General features: G+C 49.5%; 13 protein-coding genes. 6 read left to right on the top strand and 7 right to left on the bottom strand.

The features are described from left to right. The first annotated feature begins 383 nt into the window (after positions 1 to 383). Both EHT25_RS12115 and EHT25_RS12110 read left to right on the top strand, forming a co-directional pair. A complete protein-coding gene (locus tag EHT25_RS12115; RefSeq protein ID WP_124874795.1) occupies positions 384 to 821 on the top strand; it encodes a hypothetical protein in 438 nt (145 codons plus the stop codon). Next, a complete protein-coding gene (locus EHT25_RS12110) occupies positions 818 to 1159 on the top strand; it encodes a LytTR family DNA-binding domain-containing protein (protein WP_124874793.1) in 342 nt (113 codons plus the stop codon). The genes EHT25_RS12115 and EHT25_RS12110 overlap by 4 nt, the downstream gene beginning before the upstream one ends. A gap of 114 nt (positions 1160 to 1273) precedes the next feature. Here the strand turns inward: EHT25_RS12110 and EHT25_RS12105 are convergent, their stop codons facing one another. The 4 genes from EHT25_RS12105 to EHT25_RS12090 all read right to left on the bottom strand — a co-directional run bounded on the left by EHT25_RS12105 (position 1274) and on the right by EHT25_RS12090 (position 7498). After that, positions 1274 to 2539 (bottom strand): N-acetyl sugar amidotransferase, encoded by a 1266-nt coding sequence (locus tag EHT25_RS12105; RefSeq protein WP_221622268.1) that lies wholly within the window; start codon positions 2537 to 2539, stop codon positions 1274 to 1276. After that, positions 2536 to 3786, bottom strand: a complete 1251-nt coding sequence (locus tag EHT25_RS12100; protein WP_124874791.1) for a hypothetical protein — start codon at positions 3784 to 3786, stop codon at positions 2536 to 2538. Before EHT25_RS12100 ends, EHT25_RS12105 begins: the two co-directional genes overlap by 4 nt. 118 nt (positions 3787 to 3904) lie before the next feature. Then, positions 3905 to 5056, bottom strand: a complete 1152-nt coding sequence (locus EHT25_RS12095) for a DegT/DnrJ/EryC1/StrS family aminotransferase (protein ID WP_229311502.1) — start codon at positions 5054 to 5056, stop codon at positions 3905 to 3907. A gap of 111 nt (positions 5057 to 5167) precedes the next feature. Continuing rightward, positions 5168 to 7498 (bottom strand): GumC family protein, encoded by a 2331-nt coding sequence (locus EHT25_RS12090; RefSeq protein WP_124874789.1) that lies wholly within the window; start codon positions 7496 to 7498, stop codon positions 5168 to 5170. Between the two features lie 883 nt (positions 7499 to 8381). Between EHT25_RS12090 and EHT25_RS12085 the strand changes: the two genes are divergently transcribed. Beyond that, complete coding sequence (locus EHT25_RS12085) at positions 8382 to 9191, top strand: TerC family protein (protein ID WP_124874787.1); 810 nt, start codon at positions 8382 to 8384, stop codon at positions 9189 to 9191. A gap of 132 nt (positions 9192 to 9323) precedes the next feature. Here the strand turns inward: EHT25_RS12085 and EHT25_RS12080 are convergent, their stop codons facing one another. After that, on the bottom strand, positions 9324 to 9983 hold the full coding sequence (locus EHT25_RS12080; protein ID WP_124874785.1) for a hypothetical protein: 660 nt from the start codon (positions 9981 to 9983) through the stop codon (positions 9324 to 9326). A gap of 135 nt (positions 9984 to 10118) precedes the next feature. On the opposite strand from EHT25_RS12080, the gene EHT25_RS12075 reads away from it, so the two are divergent. Further along, on the top strand, positions 10119 to 11633 hold the full coding sequence (locus tag EHT25_RS12075) for an NADH-quinone oxidoreductase subunit N (RefSeq protein ID WP_124874783.1): 1515 nt from the start codon (positions 10119 to 10121) through the stop codon (positions 11631 to 11633). A gap of 122 nt (positions 11634 to 11755) precedes the next feature. Continuing rightward, positions 11756 to 12868, top strand: a complete 1113-nt coding sequence (locus EHT25_RS12070) for a family 20 glycosylhydrolase (RefSeq protein ID WP_124874781.1) — start codon at positions 11756 to 11758, stop codon at positions 12866 to 12868. Positions 12869 to 12942: 74 nt separating this feature from the next. Here EHT25_RS12070 and EHT25_RS12065 read toward each other — a convergent pair whose 3' ends face one another. Continuing rightward, the gene (locus EHT25_RS12065) at positions 12943 to 15420 is read right to left on the bottom strand and encodes a putative Ig domain-containing protein (RefSeq protein ID WP_185731343.1); all 2478 of its coding nucleotides are present in this window, start codon (positions 15418 to 15420) and stop codon (positions 12943 to 12945) included. A gap of 647 nt (positions 15421 to 16067) precedes the next feature. On the opposite strand from EHT25_RS12065, the gene EHT25_RS12060 reads away from it, so the two are divergent. Further along, positions 16068 to 17960 (top strand): amidophosphoribosyltransferase, encoded by a 1893-nt coding sequence (locus EHT25_RS12060; RefSeq protein ID WP_124874777.1) that lies wholly within the window; start codon positions 16068 to 16070, stop codon positions 17958 to 17960. Positions 17961 to 18049: 89 nt separating this feature from the next. Here EHT25_RS12060 and EHT25_RS12055 read toward each other — a convergent pair whose 3' ends face one another. Next, positions 18050 to 19429, bottom strand: coding sequence for a vanadium-dependent haloperoxidase (locus tag EHT25_RS12055; RefSeq protein WP_124874775.1), 1380 nt, complete (start codon positions 19427 to 19429; stop codon positions 18050 to 18052). Positions 19430 to 19509 lie beyond the last annotated feature (80 nt).

Genomic DNA, 19509 nt, shown 5'->3' with positions numbered 1-19509 from the left:
TTTACGCAAAACGTAAATTCGTCCGGTTTTACACCCCTTCGATGGCTGTCAATCAACGCATCTAAAAACGAAAAAAGACGCTCGCAACATCCGCAAACGTCTCTACTTTAATGCTTTTCTGAGCCTGACAATTACTGTGCCAAATACACTTACCCCCCGTCAAAAGTGATTGTTTGATTCTGGAGTATTCGATTCAGCTAAGAGTGGTACAAATAATTTACCTTTTCAACAAAAATTTATGAATAGAACTATAAACCATACAAAATGGCATTGAAATTGGTCGAATATCGATGAACATATACTCTCACGCGTTTTTATTCATCTGGATGATCCCCCGGGATCAATTAGCTTGGTCTTACAAGTGAGCTATCAACTGCTTGAAAATGTCTTTCTGGTTTACTCAACGCCACCGTTTGCATACTGAAATTGCAGAATCTTCTTACTGGGTTGTTCCACCTCCTGAACCATCAGTTACTGATGTCCCGGTTGAAGGGTTATTAAATCGTTTTCAGGTATGGGAACAACAACGGCTCTCCTTATCCCAAATTATGGCGAAAGCCCGTTGGTTTATTTTGTGGCACCAACCATCCGGAGAATCAACACCTTATGGATTTGCAGTTTTAGAAGAATGTCCCAATGCTGTGTATGGCTATAGCCTATGGGCGCGTCAAAGTGGTCGGATCCAACGGGTCGCTACCGCCACTGACAAGACCATGTTGGATAATTTCTTACAACTGGAAAGGTGCGAACTGACCACTGAAGCGGGTCGTGTTCGCTCATTTCTGCAAAACGTCACACAACAGTTGACGACTTCTTCATGATACAGCAACAAGCCGGCTCTCTGCAAATGAGAGGATACAAAGTACCTTTATCACTCTCCGAGCTTATCTGGTTAGAGGGAAATAGCAATTACAGTCTACTGCACCGAAGCAATGCACCGAACCTGATGACCGCCCGAACCCTGGTGCGGTGGCAAAAAATGCTACCCGAATTTATCCGCATCAGCCGGGGCGCCCTCGTCAATCCAAATCACATTTCAAGGCTTCACCGGATTTCAACCTATCAGGTCGAAATTACGCTGACCAATGGAACGGTTTTACTGGTTGCCCGCCGGCGGATTGCTGAAGTGTTCAAAGCAGTCAAATCGGTCAACAATTAGAGGATAAAATGCGGTTTTTCGGCTGGCGGTCGGTTCCACTTCAGGATCGGCCCTGATTTGTTAGTGCCCAATGGGATCATTTTTTGGAAAAACCGTAGTCTGCCTTTCACCTTTCTAACTGGCGTATTTCAAATACAGAATGTGGGGCAGAAGCCGCAGTTTGCAGGCCACCCAAATGGGCAGCCGAAGCAACCGGATCAGGGGCAAATAGGTTTTAAAGTCCTTGTGGGAACGGGGCTCACGGAAATAAACCGCTTCCCATTCTTCCAGTGTCCAGCCTAATTTCGCGACGGCGTAAATCACCACCGAACGGTCGTATTTGTACGAACTTGCTTCCAGTTCGGCAATGGCCTCCCTTCGCGTTACCTGTCCTGAACGAACCAGCGCCGACAATTCCGTTTTCCGCTTATCGATATTGAATTTATTCGGCAGCAAAAAAGACTGGAAAAACTTGGTATAGAGGTTCTTATGGTGATAACCGCCGTAATAGACCCAGCCCAGATCGTGGGCCAGCGTTTCATCGGCTTTTTTCTTATTGTAATCGATGTATTCCAGCAAACGAACTTCCCGAATCCGCTTCACGAGGCTGTAGTAGAGCAGATACGGTAACGTCATGATTTTAAAACTCCGGACGTGGCCACTCCCGAACCGGCGGTGAACATCCTTGATGTAACGGCCATCCATGTAAGTCCAGCTAATTGGCGAGGTGCCTTCCGTCCGGAACGAATGTCCGTGCAGAATATACCCGATTCCCTGTTTGGCGGCCGTTTCATACAACACGGAATGGATGGCGTAGACGGTCGGGATGTCGGCATCGGGCACCGACGCTTTTAGAAAGGCCCGTTGCAAATCTTTGAATTCGTCCAGATCGGCCATGACCGTGTGCAGGTCGACCCGCAGTAAATCGGTGGCTTTCCGGATGTTCGAAACCGCAATTTCGGTGTTCCAGCCATTGTCGAAATAAACCGCCAGGGGCCGCAATCCCATTTTTCGCGCCAGAAAAAGGGTATAAATGCTATCACGACCGCCACTAACGCCCACAATGCAGTCGTAGGTTTTGTTCCGACCGGCTTTTTTAATCCGCCTGATAATCCGCTCCAAATCTTCCTCCATGTTGGCCAGCGGATGAAGGCGTTCCATCTCGTCGTGAATCTGGCAATATTTGCACGTGCCTGCCTCATCGAACCAGATATCGGAAACCGTTGTATCCAGGACGCACCGGCTACAACGCCGGTAGGCGGTTTTTGTCGCCACTTCCGGCGTGCCGACGATGGCTTCCATGAAGCTCCTGACCTTTTGCCGGGGAAGCGCAAACGGCCACCGTTTTTCGCGCTCCTTCTTTTTCCATTTGGTAAAAAACTCTTTCGGTACGCTGATCATGCTTCGCTGGGGGTTAAGTGAGCACGTTGACGCGCAACGGGTTTCGTCTGAATTTGCCGCAGTCTTTCGGCCAAAAATAGAAAAGCCAACAGAACAGGGCTATCGAAAATAATCTGCGAAAAACCGGAAATCAAAACCGACAGAAAAGCAAAACCGGCGAAGGAAACCGGAAAACCGTAATACCGGCAAAGACGCCGAAAAAACAGAAACAACATACTGAAATACAACAACGTAGCCGGTATTCCATACGTAATCAGAAGAGCCATCAGGCCATTATCCCGGTGAATGGATCGGTCACGGCTCTGGGCCGCATCACCCAGACCGACGAAAGGACTCTTCGTCAGATCTACCCAATCCCGGTAAGAATTGTCCAGACTGGATTTGCCTTCCTGCTGCGTACGGTTCATATTTTGCTGCATACTGTCGCCCATGAATGCTTTCTGGGCATAAATCAAAAAACCGGCCGAGGGAATAATGAGCAAAATAGCCATTAATTTCAAGGGTTTGCCAAGGGTCTGTTTCGTAAACAGATACCCGACCGCGATACAGATCAACGTCCCAAAACCGGTCATTGATCCTGTCGTGAGCAGTCCAACCGCCAACCAGCCGTTTCGCTGATTGATCAGACTCTTTTTCCGAATGGTGTTCAGCACCAGCGCCAGATTGATCATGACCGCAAAGAGGCCCGGGTTACGAAAAGGGCCGGAATTGCACTTGATTAACCAGGAACCGATCTGATCAACGGCGAACGGATTGAACGTGTAAACCAGCATTGTCGGACTAGTCAGGCCGTTCTCCGCCGAAAAAACCGGGTTAAAAAACACCCGGGCTACATTCTGAATCAGGAATTGCTCAACCGCAGGAACAAATGTCAAAAAATAAATGGGTAAACTAATGAGTGTCGAAACATAAATAATTTTGACGTATCGCTTGATCGTTTTTAAACCGCAAATGTGAATAATCAAATACCCAACGAATAGCTTTAGCAGAATCGGGAGCCAGGAAAGCGGGGCAAACTGATTGAGGTAAACCGCCTGAAACAGCTCCAGCAAAAAAGCCAGCAGAAGAATGAGCAAAGGCCGGACGGTAAAAAGCGTTTTCCGGCCGATTGCCGCCAGACAGGCAACTGCCAGCAACCCGATGGTGAACTCCGGATACGGGCCACTATATTCAATCCCCGAAACGGCGATCAAACCATACACAAGGACATATTCAGGCCAGGCTGTTTTTTGAGAAACCTTTTCCATCTCTGCTTTTACCCCTTTTTCCCTGGCGCTATCCAACCGAGTCTATGGGCTTCTTTTTCCGGTATCGATCCGGAGAAATTGTTGTTTTTCGGATAAACCGGGTAAGGATCCGTTGCAATCAGGCGTATTTTTTCGTCGTCATAAAATCGGCGATCACCGATACAATTGTTTCCTGCTGCTGCGAAACCAGTTCGGTATGAATGGGCAGCGAAAGTACCTGCTGACACAGTCGTTCGGTGACGGGAAGAGTGCCGGCGGGGAAATGCTCGTTGTAATAAGCTGGCTGGAGATGCATGGGAACCGGGTAATAGACGCGCGACGGAATACCGTGCTGGTGGAGGTGAACCCGAAGAGCGTCGCGCATACCGGGCTGCACGGTCAGCGTATACTGGTGATAAACGTGCGATGCGGCATCCAACGTAACCGGCGTCTTAACTCCGGGAACATCTTTCAGCAGGTAATCGTAGCGGGCCGCAGCGATCTGCCGTTGCCGGTTAAATTCGGTCAGGTGTTTCAGTTTGACGGTCAGAATACTGGCCTGCAACGCATCGAGCCGCGAATCGACGCCGACCACTTCGTGAATGTATTTTTTCCGCTGGCCGTTGTTGGCAATCATCTGCAACCGGTCGGCCAGTTCAGGATCATTGGTGATCAGCGCCCCGCCGTCGCCGTAACAACCCAGGTTCCCCAACGGAAAAAACGACGTACAGCCAACGTGCCCCAGCGTCCCGGCCGATTCCACCGAGCCGTCGCTGAATTCATATTCGCTGCCCAGCGCCTGAGCTGCATCTTCAATGACGTATAACTGGTTCGCTGAAGCCAGACTGAGCAAGGGTTCCATGTCGGCACATTGGCCGAAAAGATGCACCGGCACAATCGCTTTCGTACGGGAGGTAAGCACGTTTTCGACGGTTTCCGGCGTCAGCGTAAAGGTTTCCGGATCAATATCCGCCCAAACCGGTTTCAGTCCTAAAACCGTTACCACCTCGGCAACCGCAACGGGAGCAAACGAGGGGAGAATGATTTCGTCGCCCGGTTTCAGTTCCAGCCCCATCATGGCAATCTGCAGGGCGTCGGTTCCGCTGGCGCAGGTAATCACGTGGTTGGCCCATAAAAAAGCGGCCAAATCCCGCTGGAACTCGTGGACCGGATGCCTGTTGATGAAATCCGTCGTTTCCAGATAATGCCGGATGGCTTCATCAATATCGGTTTTCAAACGCAGATACTGGCTTTTCAGATCGACCATCTGAATAGGATGCGCAGTTGTCATTTTGGGTAAAATCTACAATCGGGCACCTGCCGGGGCTCCGTCTAAAAATACGTCACTGTTGAAGAAAACTTTTTCAGGTTTGATGTCCCGCTACGTTGATACTGGCCTGGCTTAATGGAGCAGGTATTTCCGCAATAGATTGGGCTTGTCGTTGCTCGATTTCCGATAATAGTAATACCGGTAATCGTACGAATATTTATTTTTGACCGAGTTTAATACAATATTCAATTTGGGAAACCGCTTCTCTTCATACAGCAGGTCCACCAGTTTAAGGTAAGCGCGGTTGGTAACATTGTGCCGCACGGCATAGAGCGTTGCATCGGCAAACGGACCAATCAACTGGGCGTCGGTGACCAGCCCGATCGGCGGTGAATCGATCACGATATTGTCAAACCGCATCCGAACTTCTTCGATCAGTTTCTGCAAACGTGGCCCGCTGAGCAGTTCTGACGGATTGAGCGGAATGGGTCCGCACGAAATGATAAACAGATTTTCGAAACCGGGTACCTGCTGCAACACCTCATCCAGGGTAGCTTCGCCCGTCAGGTAACTGCTGCTGCCCCGAAAATTAAGCATATTCAACGCCTTGTGCAATTTTGGACGGCGCAAATCCATATCCATAATCAGCGTCGGACGACCGACCAGCGCCAGACTCACGGCTACGTTGAGCGACAGAAAGGATTTGCCTTCGCCACTGATGCTGGATGTAAAGAGCAACACCTGACTGTCGTTGGGAGTCTCCCGCAGAAATTGCAGGTTCGTCCGCAACGCCCGGATTTGTTCGGCGGCCACCGAGCGTTTTCGCCCGTTGACAATCACCGGAAATTCGTGCCGCACATAGGCGATTTCACCAATCACGGGCGCATCGGTGGCCTGATTGATTTCGGCCCGCCCCGAAACCCGTTCGTTAAAGAATTTTTTAACCCGAATGATGGCAATCGGAATGATCAGGCCGACAGTGCCGAACAAAAACAGAATCAGGAATTTGATCGGTTTGACCGGTTCCGGACTGCTGCTGGCGGCATCGATCACCTGGCTGTTGGACGCAATGGAAGCATACGACAAAGCGGTTTCTTCCTGTTTCTGCAACAGATAATTGTACAGGTTATTTTTAATGGCCTGCTGACGGGTGATGTTCATCAACATCCGTTCTTTTCCCGGAATAACGCGAATCCGGGCTTCATACCGCTTGTTGGTGGCCAGCAACTGGCTGCGCGTGTTGGTCAGAATGCTGCGCAGGGTGGCAATGGTTTCATTGATGCTGGTTTTGGTGGCGCTGATCTGATCGTCGAGCGAACGCAAAACCGGGTTGGAGTCCGACGAATTCCGAACCAGCAAACTACGTTGCTGTTCAAGATCATTCAGTTTGCTGATGAGCGATGTCAGGGCGGGATCGTTGAATTTCAGGGTTGCCGGTAACATGCCCCGGTTTTCGCCTTTGGCGCGAATGTATTTTTCCACATCCCCCAGCGTACTGAGCTGAATGGCGACCTGATTGAGCTGCGCGTCGTTGTTCTGCAACGTGCTCAGGAGCGCCTGCGCATCGGAGCCAATGCCCGAAATCCGATTCGCGGATTTGTAGGTTTCAATGGATTTTTCCAGACCGGCCAGCTCGCCGGAAACCAGCTTGAGCCGCGTCTGAATGAAACTCAGCGTGCTGGCAACCACCCGGTTTTTGTCGTCGGTGGCGGCCGAGCTGTAATTCGCAATCATCTGATTAAGAATGGCTTCACCCTTGGCCGGAACGGCGTCCTCGATGGTCAGAACCAAAACCGTAGACGTTTTGCTGCTGGGTTCGACGTTGAGTTTGCTCAGGTAATACCGAATCGCCTGCGGATGCTCCATCACCTGCACAATCAGCGGCTCGTTGGAATACACCACCGGTTGCTTGATAAAAATCTGCATCCGTCCGAAAGGCGTGTTGATAATCTGGTTGGCCGGATAAACCCAATCGTTCAGCCGGATGGTGGTGGGGCTGATGATGCCAATTTCGAGATCCGCGCGGTAGAGATTGGCGGTTGGTTCTTTCAGGATAATGCGAAGGGGGGCATCATCGTAAATTTCCCGTTTTCCAAAGGGTGTGCTGCGAAAATAGCGAATGTTCAAACCAAGTGAATCGACTACTTTCTTCATCAACGAATTCGATTTCAGAATTTCGATTTCGTTTTCAACCACTTTGCTGGGGCTGTAGATATTTAATTCTTTCAGAACTCCATTGTCCGACGGGCTTTTCTGATCGTCTTTGACCAGCAAACTCGCCTGAATCCGATAAATCGGTTCCGTAAACCAGATGTATACAAAACCGGCCACGATCATCGTGATCAGCGATATCAAAAACCACTTCCAGTGTTTCAGGTAGTCCTTCAAAGTTCCCGGCACATCCGACGAGGTGATTTCACCCTGCGGATACATAGGATAACCATACATATTCGATGACTTCATGAGCACATAGCTTAGGCAAACTGAATTAAAACCGCTAAAACCGGTATCGGCGGCAGTTTATAATGTATTCGCTAGTAGTTCCTATCGAAGTAATTTGACTCATTCCGGGGACTGTTTACGACCAATAAGTTCAGCCTTTTCCAACTACCCAATCACCAGAATAACCGCTTACCTCTCTTTTTTACAATTTTAGATCAAAAAAAGTTTTCCGTCTGCTACTATTTTACTTAAGTAATTACCCTTAACCGATCAATGACTTCAAAAGCGATCTTTTGCCTGCAATAGTACCGGGTTTATTTTCTGGAAAAGGCAATTAGATAGGCGAAATAAAGCGTTTTAAACGTGATATTACTTAAATAACCATTCTGTTAACAACAAATCTACACTAATCAAACTCTATCAAACAAATCACAAAGTCGAAATTTATTATATGGTGGCAGAAATAATTTACCAATTTGTTTTGTATGTATATACACATCAAAAATAGGTGTCTTGTAACCCGGCATCGCTTTCTTTTATCATATTTATAAAAAAGAAGATACTTTTTGACGGCTTAAACATCAGACAAACAATCGATTAATACAATATCAAACCGAAAATTAGGGCTTTTTTATCACCTGACAAGCCCTAATAGGAGGGCATAATTTCAGATTGGCCGGTCTGATAATTACCCGGTCTAAAACCCGGGTTTCGAGCATTTCTCTCCGGTTGAGCCATGAGCATTATCACGCAGTGCAGGTATCCGGTTCCTTTCCCCCCAATTGCTCCGTTTGATTCGGTGCGTCGGGCCTGGGCTTTTTGCGTTGATTTTGTTCTACTTGTTGCCGAACTGGCATAAAGCGGGTAATTTAGGCCCGATTCACAACGACCTACATACATTCGAATGGACCAATTGTTCTCCGCTGAAAACATCGTTAGTTTATTGACACTGACTTTTCTGGAAATTGTTCTGGGTATCGATAACATCATTTTTATCTCCATTGCCGCCAACAAACTCCCGGTGGCCGACCAACCCAAAGCCCGTAATCTGGGTTTGCTACTGGCCATGATTTTCCGGGTGATTCTGTTGTTCGGTATTTCGATCCTGATTTCGCTTAGCAAACCATTCATGCACTACGAAAGCAGCTGGTTAAAAGTCGCTTTCACCGGTCAGAGCCTGATTCTGTTTGTAGGTGGGCTGTTTTTGCTCTATAAAGCGACATCGGAGATTCACCACAAACTGGAGGGCAGCGCACCCGAAGCAGATATCCCGTCCAAGGGAAAAGCCAGCATTTCCGGCGTCGTTGCCCAGATTGCCGTCATCAACATCGTTTTCTCGATCGATTCCATCCTGACCGCCGTTGGCTTAACCCAGAATGTAACCGTCATGATCATCGCCGTTGTGCTGTCTGTCCTGATTATGATGTTTTTTGCCGGGCCCGTCGGCAAATTCGTCAACGATCACCCTAGCATTCAAATGCTGGGACTAGCCTTCCTGATCATGATCGGTTTTATGCTGATTGCCGAAGGAGCGCATTTGGCCGAGGTGGTTTTCTTCGATAATGCGATCGGTGCCGTACCCAAAGGGTATCTCTATTTTGCCATTGCGTTCTCGTTGCTGGTCGAAGTTCTCAATATCAAGATGCGCAAAAAGCAACAGCCCGTCCAACTCCACGGCTACGAAGAACAGGCTAAACGGGACGGAGTGATTTGATAGTTGACGATGGACCATCGACCATTGACGATAGACCATTGTCTTTTGACGAGTGACAGCCAACTATGGGCTACCGGCAATGGTCAATGGTCCATCGTCAATGGTCTATAGTCAACAGACAATCGTCCCTCCCTATTTCGCATTAAAACTCTCCAGCAATGCGATCAGGTTTGTTTCGTCGTTCAGGTTCAGGTCCTGTTCTTTGATCAGTTTTTCAACGCGATCTTTCTGTTCCGGTAAAGCTGCCAGCACCGATTTTTTATTCTTCTGAATCTTCTGAAGCGTGCCATCCGGTTTGGCGATGAAATAAATTTCCTGCTTCTGAAATTCCCTGGTGGTGGTGGCCGAATTGAACGGCTTATTCTCGTTGATGTTTACTTTCAGCTGCTTCAGCAGTTTCGTGGGACCATCGACCAGCACCTGATAAAAAGTTGTGGGTGTATTGGTATTCACTGCGGCAAAACCGTTCCGGAACACCAGCTCATTGTCACCGGTAATCCTGAATTCTTTGATGGCTGCCGGACTTAAGCGATAGGGCTGATTATTCTGCATATACTCCAGTTCGCCCGCGTACACGTCATACCGCACTTTCAGGTTCGGATACGACTTGTTGTTGGCGGCCGTCACCGCTCCCACTTTCCAGGCTTCATCCAGATATGGCGAACCCTGCACGTCCACGTATTTATTGGCCCGCAGCACCTGCCCGTTGACGTCGGTCAGAAAAACGCCCTGGGCGCGGGATACGGCCGTCAATCCGAAGACCAACAGGCCCAAAATCAGCATTGCTCTCATTGGAATGGATACATTTGGAAAAGTGATCGAAATCCGGACTGGTCATCCTTACCACAAGATAACGAACCAACGCCAAAACCAGTACGCTTTTTTTGTACCTTTACCGCCATCAATTTCTGCCTATTTATCCGCGCTTTGCAACTCATTGATCAACTGAATGATAGTATACGGAGCTTGTCCGGTTTCTGGCCGGAGCTTGCGCTGGTTTTTGCCATTGTGCTTGTCGTCATTGCCGATCTGGTTTTCACGCCCCGCTCTCCGATTCAACTGGCCGGTTTTGCCACGACACCAGACGCGACACTATCCGCATCTAAAAACCGCTCGATTCTGTACGCCCTTTCGCTGACAGCGGTGGTCGTTGCGGGCGCATTGACGTTCGGGCAGGTGGGCCGCGAAAAAGGCTTCCTTTTCAGTTCGGTATTGCTGCTCGATAACCAGGCGGTTTTTTATAAACTCATCGTTACGCTGGCCGCTTTTTTTGCGATTCTGCACGGCTGGGCGGTTGCCCGGCCCCGAAACGAACTGCCCCTCGACTGGCTTCCCATTTTACTCGGAATGCTCCTCGGTCTGTATCTGATGACGATGTCGGTCAATCTGCTGACGATCTACCTGAGTATCGAGCTCGTTTCCATTAGTTCCTACCTGTTGACGGCGCTCTCAACCGACCGCAAGGCATCCGAAGGCGGGTTGAAATACCTGCTTTTCGGTGCCATCAGTTCGGCCATCATGCTGTACGGCATGTCGTTGCTCTACGGACTGACCGGAACACTCGCACTCTCGGAATCGGGGAACCAATTGGCCCAAAATGACGCGTTTGTGGTGTATGTAGCCGGTTTTCTGACATTGTCCGGTCTTTTCTTCAAACTGTCGCTGGTTCCGTTCCACGTCTGGACTCCGGATGCTTACGAAGCCGCGCCAACGCCCGTTGTGGCCTTTTTTTCCGTTGCTCCGAAAGCCGCAGCCCTGCTGGTATTGATGCGTATCCTGACCGCTTTTCCGGCCAGTTTTCAGACACCAGTGGCGGTTATTGCGCTGGCGAGCATTACGCTGGGCAATTTCTCGGCGCTCTGGCAAACCGATGCCAAACGGCTGTTGGCCTATTCGTCCATCGCGCATGCCGGTTTTCTACTGGTGGGGGTCGTGGCATTCAGCGAAACCGGTTTTGAAGCGGCTACGTTTTACATCGCAACCTATGTGTTCATCAACATGGCGGCTTTCCTGCTCGTTGACCTGCTGGCGAAACCACAAAATGGCAACTTAACCATTCAGAATTTCAGCGGATTAGGCTCCAGTCAGCCCCTACTCAGTGCGGCACTGACGGTGGTAATGATTGCCCTGACCGGTTTGCCGCCAACGGTGGGTTTCACGGCCAAACTGCTGGCTTTTTCGGCCCTGCTGGAAGCCTATCAAACCGATACTAACCCGTGGTTGCTCGCACTCTTTGTCGTCGGTTTGCTCAACGCCATTGTCTCACTTTTTTATTACCTCCGAATCCCGTTTTTACTCTATTTCCGACCGGTTTCGAATACTTATTTATCAGACACAAAACTCAATCTCCCGCAGCTTTTTTTAGCCGCGGTGGTGACGGCACCGGTTCTGATTCTGTTTTTCAAACCGGACTGGATTCTGCGCTGGATTGGAAGTCTGTAATTGAAAGTTAACGGAATCATTCCTGAAAAAACCGGTCTGTTCATTACTGATAGACCGGTTTTTGTATTTTTGATTGAATTGCCAATTCATTCTTCCTTTCCTGCTTATACCTCTCTCCATTCATGAAAACTCAAATCGCAAAACTTTACCTACTGGTCGGTTTTCTCTTCCTGTATACTGGATCGATTGCCCAACTACCGGCCGATAGTTTACTGCCCGTTCGCGGTTTTTGCATTGGCGCTCCCCAAACCGATCGCGTGGACGAGTTCGTGACTTTTATCGAGAAAGAACTGGCTCCCCGGCAAGTAAACACGCTGATTCTCCGCGTTGATTTTAATTACGCATTCAAAAGCCATCCCGAATTGCGCGACAGCGTTTCTCTTTCGAAACGGGATGTCCGGAAACTGGTGAAGGTCTGCCAGAAAAACAACATCCGGCTGATTCCGCAAATCAATCTGCTCGGTCACCAGTCCTGGGCGCGCAGAACGCACAATCTGCTGCGGGTTTATCCCCAGTTTGACGAAACTCCGCACGTTCAAATGCCGGTCAGCTACAAGTGGCCCAACGCCGACGGTTTGTATTGCAAAAGCTACTGTCCGCTGCATCCGGAGGTTCACAAGGTAGTGTTTGACCTGGTCGATGAGATTTGTGAGGTCTTTGAAACCGATGCTTTTCACGCCGGAATGGATGAGGTTTTTTACATCGGCGACGACAAATGCCCGCGCTGTTCGGGGCGCGATAAAGCCGAGTTATTTGCCGGTGAAGTGAAAACGATCCGCGATCATCTGGCACAGAACGGCCGGACCTTGTGGATCTGGGGCGACCGGCTGCTGGACGGAAAAACCACCGGTTTGGGCATGTGGGAAGCCAGCATGAACAACACACACCGCGCCGTGGATCTGATTCCGAAAGATGTGATGATCTGCGACTGGCATTACGAACGGCCCGATCAGACACCGGTTTATTTTGCGATGAAAGGATTGAAAGTGATGACCTGTCCGTGGCGAATGCCCAAAAATGCGGTGCTTCAATTGCAGGATATGATCAAGTTTCGGGCAACGGCGACCAAAGCAATGAAAGACCGGTTTCACGGCATGATTCAAACGGTCTGGTCAGATGCCGGTTCGTTTCTGGATGAATATTACGGTCGGAAAAAGGCGGACGAATCCGGAAATACGGCATCGAACTGTTTCAGGGCTTTGTATGACGAAATCGGCAAAACCGCTTCCCGTTAACCTGATCCTAAAAAGCCCGCTCTGATGACTCAGAGCGGGCTTTTTTAGTTAGTCACTGTTGTTGAATAGAATGCTTACGGCTTCAGCAGTTTGAGCGTCTGGATCTGACCCGGAACACTGACGCGCAGGAATAACAAACCGGCGGGCTGGTTACCAACCCGGAGCGTCTGCCGCTCGATGGCCCCGGCTTTCTGCACAATGTGTTCAGCTACGATCCGGCCCTGGGCGTCATTGATCTGCAAACGCAGCGTCTGCTCTTCCGCGCCCTGAACCTCTACCTGAACCTGATCCGCAATCGGGTTACCCAATACACTAACTTTCAGGCTGTTGCCTTCAGCTGAAGGCGCCGAAACCCGGGCCGGGGCCGGTGACGGACAATTCAGCGTTTTGGGGGAGTCTTTTAACTGGTACGTCGAGTTCAAAACCCGTGCGCCAATGACCCGGGTCGTACCGGTTTTCACACCCGCCGGAGTGGGGACGCTAAAAGCATGGAAACCATTTCCTTTCCCGGCGGTTTTCAAATCCTGACGGAAATTGCTGGCTTCAACAACGCCGATGCTGTTCCCTCCTTCAAAGAATTCAACGGTTATTGGCGCATTCGGCTGGTTTTTATCGTAAACCCAACCCGTAAAGACGCCACAGTTAACGGTTTGCAGGAAGCCTTCGAAATTACCCGATACCGTGCCGGAATTGGTTCCGGTTACGGTCAGCGTGACACTGGCGGAGCTGGTGGTCGTTCCATCGCTGGCGGTGTAGTTCAGGAGGAACGTTCCGGCAACGACCGGCGTACCGCTGATGACGCGGGTAGTCCCATCGAAAGTCAGATTATTGGGTAAACCCGTCAGGCCGTACGTCAACGGATCAGCATCTGTAAAGGCGGGCAACTGGCTCGACGTGTAAGCCACGTTAACGGTGGCCGACAGTGGAGAAACCGCCGGGGCAACAGGAGCCGGGTTAGGTACTCCGCAATTCAGTACTTTTGGCGAATCTTTCAATTGGTAAGCACTGTTCAGCACCCGCGCAGTAAGCACATGGGCTGATCCATTTTTCAATTCTTCCGGCGTCGGAATATTGTACGCATGAACCCCGTTGCCTTTATTGGCCGTCAGCAAATCCTGCCGGAATTTATCGGCATTAATGATGGTAATCAGGTTATTCCCTTCATACAAGCCAACCTGCAAGGGCACATTCGGTTTGCCTTTGTCCCAAACCCAACCCGTCAGACTGCTGCAATTGACGGTTTGCATAAACCCTTCGAAGTTCCCCGTTACCGTTGGCACCACAATGGTTGCTGTGGCCGTGAAGCTGCAACCTCCGCCCGCGGGCGTACAGGTAGCCGTGTAGGTTGTCGTAGCCGTGATGGCCGGAGTCGTGAATGATGCGCCGGATGCGCCACCCGGACTCCAGGAAACCATACCGCCATCGCAACCCACAGCGGTCAGCGACGTGGTTGTTCCGGCGTCCACCGTCTGGCTGGCGGGCGTTGCGGTGAAATGTGCTTCTGCTACGGTCTGTCCACCGGTAACAACGGCCTGTGCCTGCGCACTGGTAGGATAAATAGCGGTAAACGAGGTCGATGGACTTACATAATACCCCCCGTCCGGGAATGTGTTTTGTGAAGCTAAACCCACTACGGAAGAAGGAGTGGCCCCCGATAAGGGGTCTTCATTAAACTTATCCCGCTCAATATGCAAGCAGTTGGAACAGGAAGACAGAAATGTGTTACAGGTAACACTATGTCCCGTTCCCCGTAGTCGCAAAGCAGCTCTTGGGATCGCCCCCCCGGTGGAACCGGAAAATGTATTGCCTTTAATGGTTGCATTCTCCGCTTCTATGTTGACGAGCAGGTTGCCGCCTGCGGATGTACCCGCAATAGCGGTTATCTGATTATCCGTAAATGTCAGATTGGAAACCCGGCTTCCAGAGCCTCCCCCATTGAAAAAAACCGGGGCTCTGGCCACGTTATTTATTACAAATTGATCTCCGGTATTGGGGTTGTCGCCTGTAAAGGTTTTTCCTGAGAAAATATTTCCACTGACCGTAATCGCATTGATCGCGCTCCCGTAAATGGTAGCAAAACCCAGATCTCCGTTTGCAATGATTTCGTTGTCGGCAATGGTCACCGAACTTAATGTCCCCCGTAGAAAAAGGGCGCCATTTTCAATACCCGGATTTCCATTGTCAAGACCTAAAATCGTAAATCCGGTTAAAGAAAACCCGGTCAGGGGGCCATTGACACCAACCGTAGCTTCCCCCCCGGATTGCCCGACGATGGTGGTGCTGGTCCGGCCTGCGCCCGTAATGGTTAGCGACTTGGCAATCGTTATATTTTCATTGTATACACCAGCCGGTACGGCAATGGTTGCGCCCGCCGACGCGTTGTTGACAGCTTCCTGGATGGTTGAATAATTACCGGAGCCGTTGACGGTGATTTGGGCATAGAGTCCGGGGGTTAGCCCTAAAAAGAAAACCGTCAAAACCGAAAGAAATTTCAGTGTGGCAGAGATGTAGGGTTGATATACAAAAATGTAATCAGAAGTAAATTTTTTCATGGATAGTGCCAAAATGTTGATTGGAAACGACAAAAAGGGGAAATCAAAAATCATGTTCGGCACACCCAAGACAAGGGTTTTGTCAAACCGAATCGCAGATTCAAACCGTATGGAATCCAATGATCAAATCCATTGGCAGATCAAGAAGAGCAAACCTTAAAAATTCGAATGCTGGCAGCATGACCGACGACCTTACACCAGTCGGCTATCTACAGTTGGGATGGGAATTGTAAGAGAAGTACATTTTTATCATAGTGGACAGAGTTAAAATTATACTATAAATGAATAACAATAAGTAACCATTTGAAATCAATATTACACTAACAGATTGTACTATGCAAATAAAATCTTGCTGATAATCAATAGCTTACAACAATATATTTCTGACAATTCATATATAAACTCTTGATTATGAGTACATGAAACTTCTTTTCTAAAAACCGTAACCGAATGTATTTCGTAGTAAAATTTTTGAACTGCCTATTTTTTACCAACGACTCCCATTTGCCATCCTTTTAATCATAATTAGAAAAAAGTATCGTTACTCGTAGATAATAGACTTTGCCCTTTTCGTAACTTTGCCTTAACTTCAACTGAACGAAAATTCACCTTCGGAGGTTAACTTCATATCAACTAAAAAACCAGGCATGAGCGACGCCATAAAGCACGAGTGTGGAATTGCCCTGATAAGGCTCCGCAAGCCGTACCAGTATTACATCGATAAGTACGGCACTCATTTATACGGCATCAACAAGTTGTACCTGCTGATGGAGAAACAGGTAAACCGGGGTCAGGATGGCGCCGGAGTTGCCAACATCAAAATTGACGTGCCCCCGGGCCACCGCTACATCAGCCGCTACCGCTCGGTAGCCAGCCAGCCGGTCGCCGACATCTTCCAGAAAATCAATAAGAAATTCCGTAAAGCGCTGAAGAACAACAAGGAAAAAGCCCGCGATGCCCGCTGGCTTCAGGAAAACCTTGCGTTTACGGGAGAAGTCTGGATGGGTCACCTGCGCTACGGGACGCACGGAGCGAATGAAATTGAAAATTGCCACCCGATGCTTCGTCAGAACAACTGGCGCAGCCGTAACCTCGTCATGGCCGGAAACTTCAACATGACCAATGTTGAAGAGCTCTTTGATAAACTGGTTTCATTGGGGCAACATCCGAAGGACGAAGTAGATACGGTAACGGTTATGGAAAAAATCGGGCACTTTCTGGATGAAGAAAACCAGCGGGTGTTCGACCGTTTCAAGGGTATTTACGAAAATCCCGACCTATCGGACATCATCGAAGACAACATGGACCTGCAACGGGTGTTGCACCGTTCCTGCCGCGACTTTGACGGAGGCTATTCGATGGTCGGTATGACCGGTTTTGGGGCTGCCTTTGTTGCCCGCGATCCGGCGGGTATTCGCCCGGCCTATTATTATGCCGATGACGAAGTGGTGGTCGTTGCCTCCGAAAAACCGGCGATCAAAACCGCATTCAACGTTGAATACAACCAGATTCACGAAGTAAAACCCGGTCACGCGCTGATCATTGACAAATACGGCGAATACGACGAATACGAATTCATCAAGCCGATTGAAAAACGTTCGTGCAGTTTCGAGCGGATTTATTTCTCCCGTGCCTCCGATCCCGACATTTATAACGAGCGCAAAACGCTCGGTAAACTGCTGATTCCGCAGATTTTGCAGGAAATCGATTACGATCTGGAGAATACGGTTTTCTCGTACATCCCGAATACCGCCGAAACGTCCTTCTTCGGTCTGGTGGAAGGCATTGAGGAATACCTGGCCAAGCAGCGCAAGAAAGCCATCATGGACGGTATTCTGTTTGAACAGGATCTCGACCGGCTGTTGTCGTTCCGCCCCCGGATTGAGAAACTCGTTTCGAAAGATGTGAAACTCCGGACGTTCATTACCGACGATTCGCAACGGGATGAGATGGTTTCGCACGTGTACGACACGACCTTTGAAGTCATTCGGAAAGGGGTTGACAACGTAGTGGTTATTGATGATTCCATCGTTCGGGGTACCACCCTCGAAAAGAGCATTCTGAAGATGCTCGACCGGTTGGGGCCCAAGAAAATTATTATTGTTTCGTCGGCACCCCAGATTCGCTTCCCCGACTGCTACGGCATCGACATGTCGAAAATGAAGGAATTTGTAGCTTTCCGGGCAACCTTACAACTACTGAAAGAAAGCGGTTTGGAAAACCGGGTGGATGAAGTGTATGCGCAATGCGTTGCGGCCATCGAATCGGGCAATGCCGCATCGATCAATTACGTCAAGGCGTTGTACGATCCGTTCACGCACGAGCAAATTTCGGATAAAGTAGGGGAAATTGTAAAACCCAAAGACTTGAAAGCTGAAGTTGCGGTTATTTTCCAGACCGTTGAAAATCTGCACAAAGCCTGCGCCAACCATTCCGGCGACTGGTATTTTACAGGTAACTACCCAACGCCTGGCGGTAACAAAGTTGTCAATAAAGCCTTCGTCAACTTCGTGGAAGGAAAAGGCGTTCGGGCCTATTAAGAAACAACGGAATCATAAAAGGCAAACGCCAACCGTAAAAGGGACTTCGGTTCATACTTTTATAGTTGGCGTTTGCTTTTTTACCAGTATCATTTCTTCCAGTTCAGATTATTGATATTTCTTCCAATTTCCTTTCCGACACTCAAACCGGTTTCGTTGTCCTGACGGGTGTGAATACCGCCCAGGTAACGCGAATAAGCCGACTCTTCGGCCGCAGCCCAGAACGTAGTAAAACTCCGGGCTTTAAAATCCGTATTTCGTTTCAGATCCCGAACCCGATTGACGTGCGAATCATCGGTGAATGAAAATAGCTCGCCGTATAGCCCACTCAAAACCGTAGCTGCTGCCGCCGACTGCGTGGCGTGCCCGGACGAATACCCCGGGAAAGGGGGCGCAGGCCAGAACGGAATCCAGGCCGGATCAATGGTCCGGCGCACGAATGTGTAAGGCCGTTCATTGTTGTGGATGTACTTTAATTTCCAGCAAATCGTGAAGGCATCGGCTACGGCAAGACCGGTTCGGGCGAGGGTTTCAGCGGCTTTTCCGAGATCCGCTTTCGCCGTTTGAATCGTGATCCGGGCCAGGTTATACGAATGACCGGGGGGTGTAAACGTTTCGCTCGGATCGTCGGCCCACCAGATTGAAATCTCCTTTTCCGTTTGTGTCAGGGATTTGTTTTTGGTATAGACTTCGAGGTATTGGGCGAAATACTGTGATTTCACATCCGCCGAAACGGCCAGCGGTTTGGGCAGCGGCAGGGTCGAATTTCCGGCCACAAACAGGCGGTTTTTTCCCCAATATGGCTGCATCGGAATTTTCCGGCCGTTCTCCGTCACCTGCCAGGAGCCGTTGAAAAGCGGCACTTTGAAATCGACTGGGTAGTTCCGATTATAGCCTTCATGCCCGCCATCGGTTTTCGACCATTCAAAAATGGCGTCAGCCAGCTGCTTCCCAAAAACCGCCGACCGATCCAGCACTTCCGCCGAAACCGTTTCTTTTTTAAATTCCGCCAACGTTAGATTTTCCAGGGAGTCAATTTTTGCTTTGTTCGCATCGCTGGTATTCGCGTAGAGTTGCCGCAGGATTTGTGCCTCGGCTGCGTTCGCCGACGCTGGCCAGTAGTATTCGGCCTGGGCATCTATTTTTGGCAGTTCCGCTAGCCCGGCCAGTTGCCCGGCTAATGATTGATTGGTGGGCAAACCCGGCACAATCGACTCATAAAGTGCTAACCCGGCGTATCCCAACGCCCGCGACGCTACGGGTGGTGAAAAACCAGTCGTATTTCGTAGCAGGTACAACTGCATTCCTGACCACCGGAGTGCAACATCGGCACTGTATTGATCAGCGGTTTTTGACTGCGGAGTAACGGCATCGCCATCCGTATTTTTGTGGCAGCTATTTAAACTGATCAGTAGAAAAATACTGGCCGACAAAACAATTGCTTGTCGAATCAAATTTAACGATATCATTTTCTTTAATTCTATAGGTAGTGCAGTTGTCATAGGATGAGGGAAAAAGAGAGACTAAGAGGTTGCCTGTCGATAACTCA

The sequence above is a fragment of the Larkinella rosea genome (assembly GCF_003858635.1).
In the GTDB taxonomy this organism is placed as follows: domain Bacteria; phylum Bacteroidota; class Bacteroidia; order Cytophagales; family Spirosomataceae; genus Larkinella; species Larkinella rosea.
Note: the sequence above shows the minus strand (reverse complement) of the source record. Positions and strands in the feature narration are given on the sequence as shown.

Coding starts and splice junctions, on each gene's coding strand:
- EHT25_RS12085 (WP_124874787.1), top strand. CDS start 8,382: ATGGACCAATTGTTCTCCGCTGAAAACATCGTTAGTTTATTGACACTG.
- EHT25_RS12055 (WP_124874775.1), bottom strand. CDS start 19,429: ATGATATCGTTAAATTTGATTCGACAAGCAATTGTTTTGTCGGCCAGT.
- EHT25_RS12100 (WP_124874791.1), bottom strand. CDS start 3,786: ATGGAAAAGGTTTCTCAAAAAACAGCCTGGCCTGAATATGTCCTTGTG.
- EHT25_RS12070 (WP_124874781.1), top strand. CDS start 11,756: ATGAAAACTCAAATCGCAAAACTTTACCTACTGGTCGGTTTTCTCTTC.
- EHT25_RS12065 (WP_185731343.1), bottom strand. CDS start 15,420: ATGAAAAAATTTACTTCTGATTACATTTTTGTATATCAACCCTACATC.
- EHT25_RS12110 (WP_124874793.1), top strand. CDS start 818: ATGATACAGCAACAAGCCGGCTCTCTGCAAATGAGAGGATACAAAGTA.
- EHT25_RS12060 (WP_124874777.1), top strand. CDS start 16,068: ATGAGCGACGCCATAAAGCACGAGTGTGGAATTGCCCTGATAAGGCTC.
- EHT25_RS12105 (WP_221622268.1), bottom strand. CDS start 2,539: ATGATCAGCGTACCGAAAGAGTTTTTTACCAAATGGAAAAAGAAGGAG.
- EHT25_RS12115 (WP_124874795.1), top strand. CDS start 384: ATGTCTTTCTGGTTTACTCAACGCCACCGTTTGCATACTGAAATTGCA.
- EHT25_RS12090 (WP_124874789.1), bottom strand. CDS start 7,498: ATGAAGTCATCGAATATGTATGGTTATCCTATGTATCCGCAGGGTGAA.
- EHT25_RS12095 (WP_229311502.1), bottom strand. CDS start 5,056: ATGACAACTGCGCATCCTATTCAGATGGTCGATCTGAAAAGCCAGTAT.
- EHT25_RS12080 (WP_124874785.1), bottom strand. CDS start 9,983: ATGAGAGCAATGCTGATTTTGGGCCTGTTGGTCTTCGGATTGACGGCC.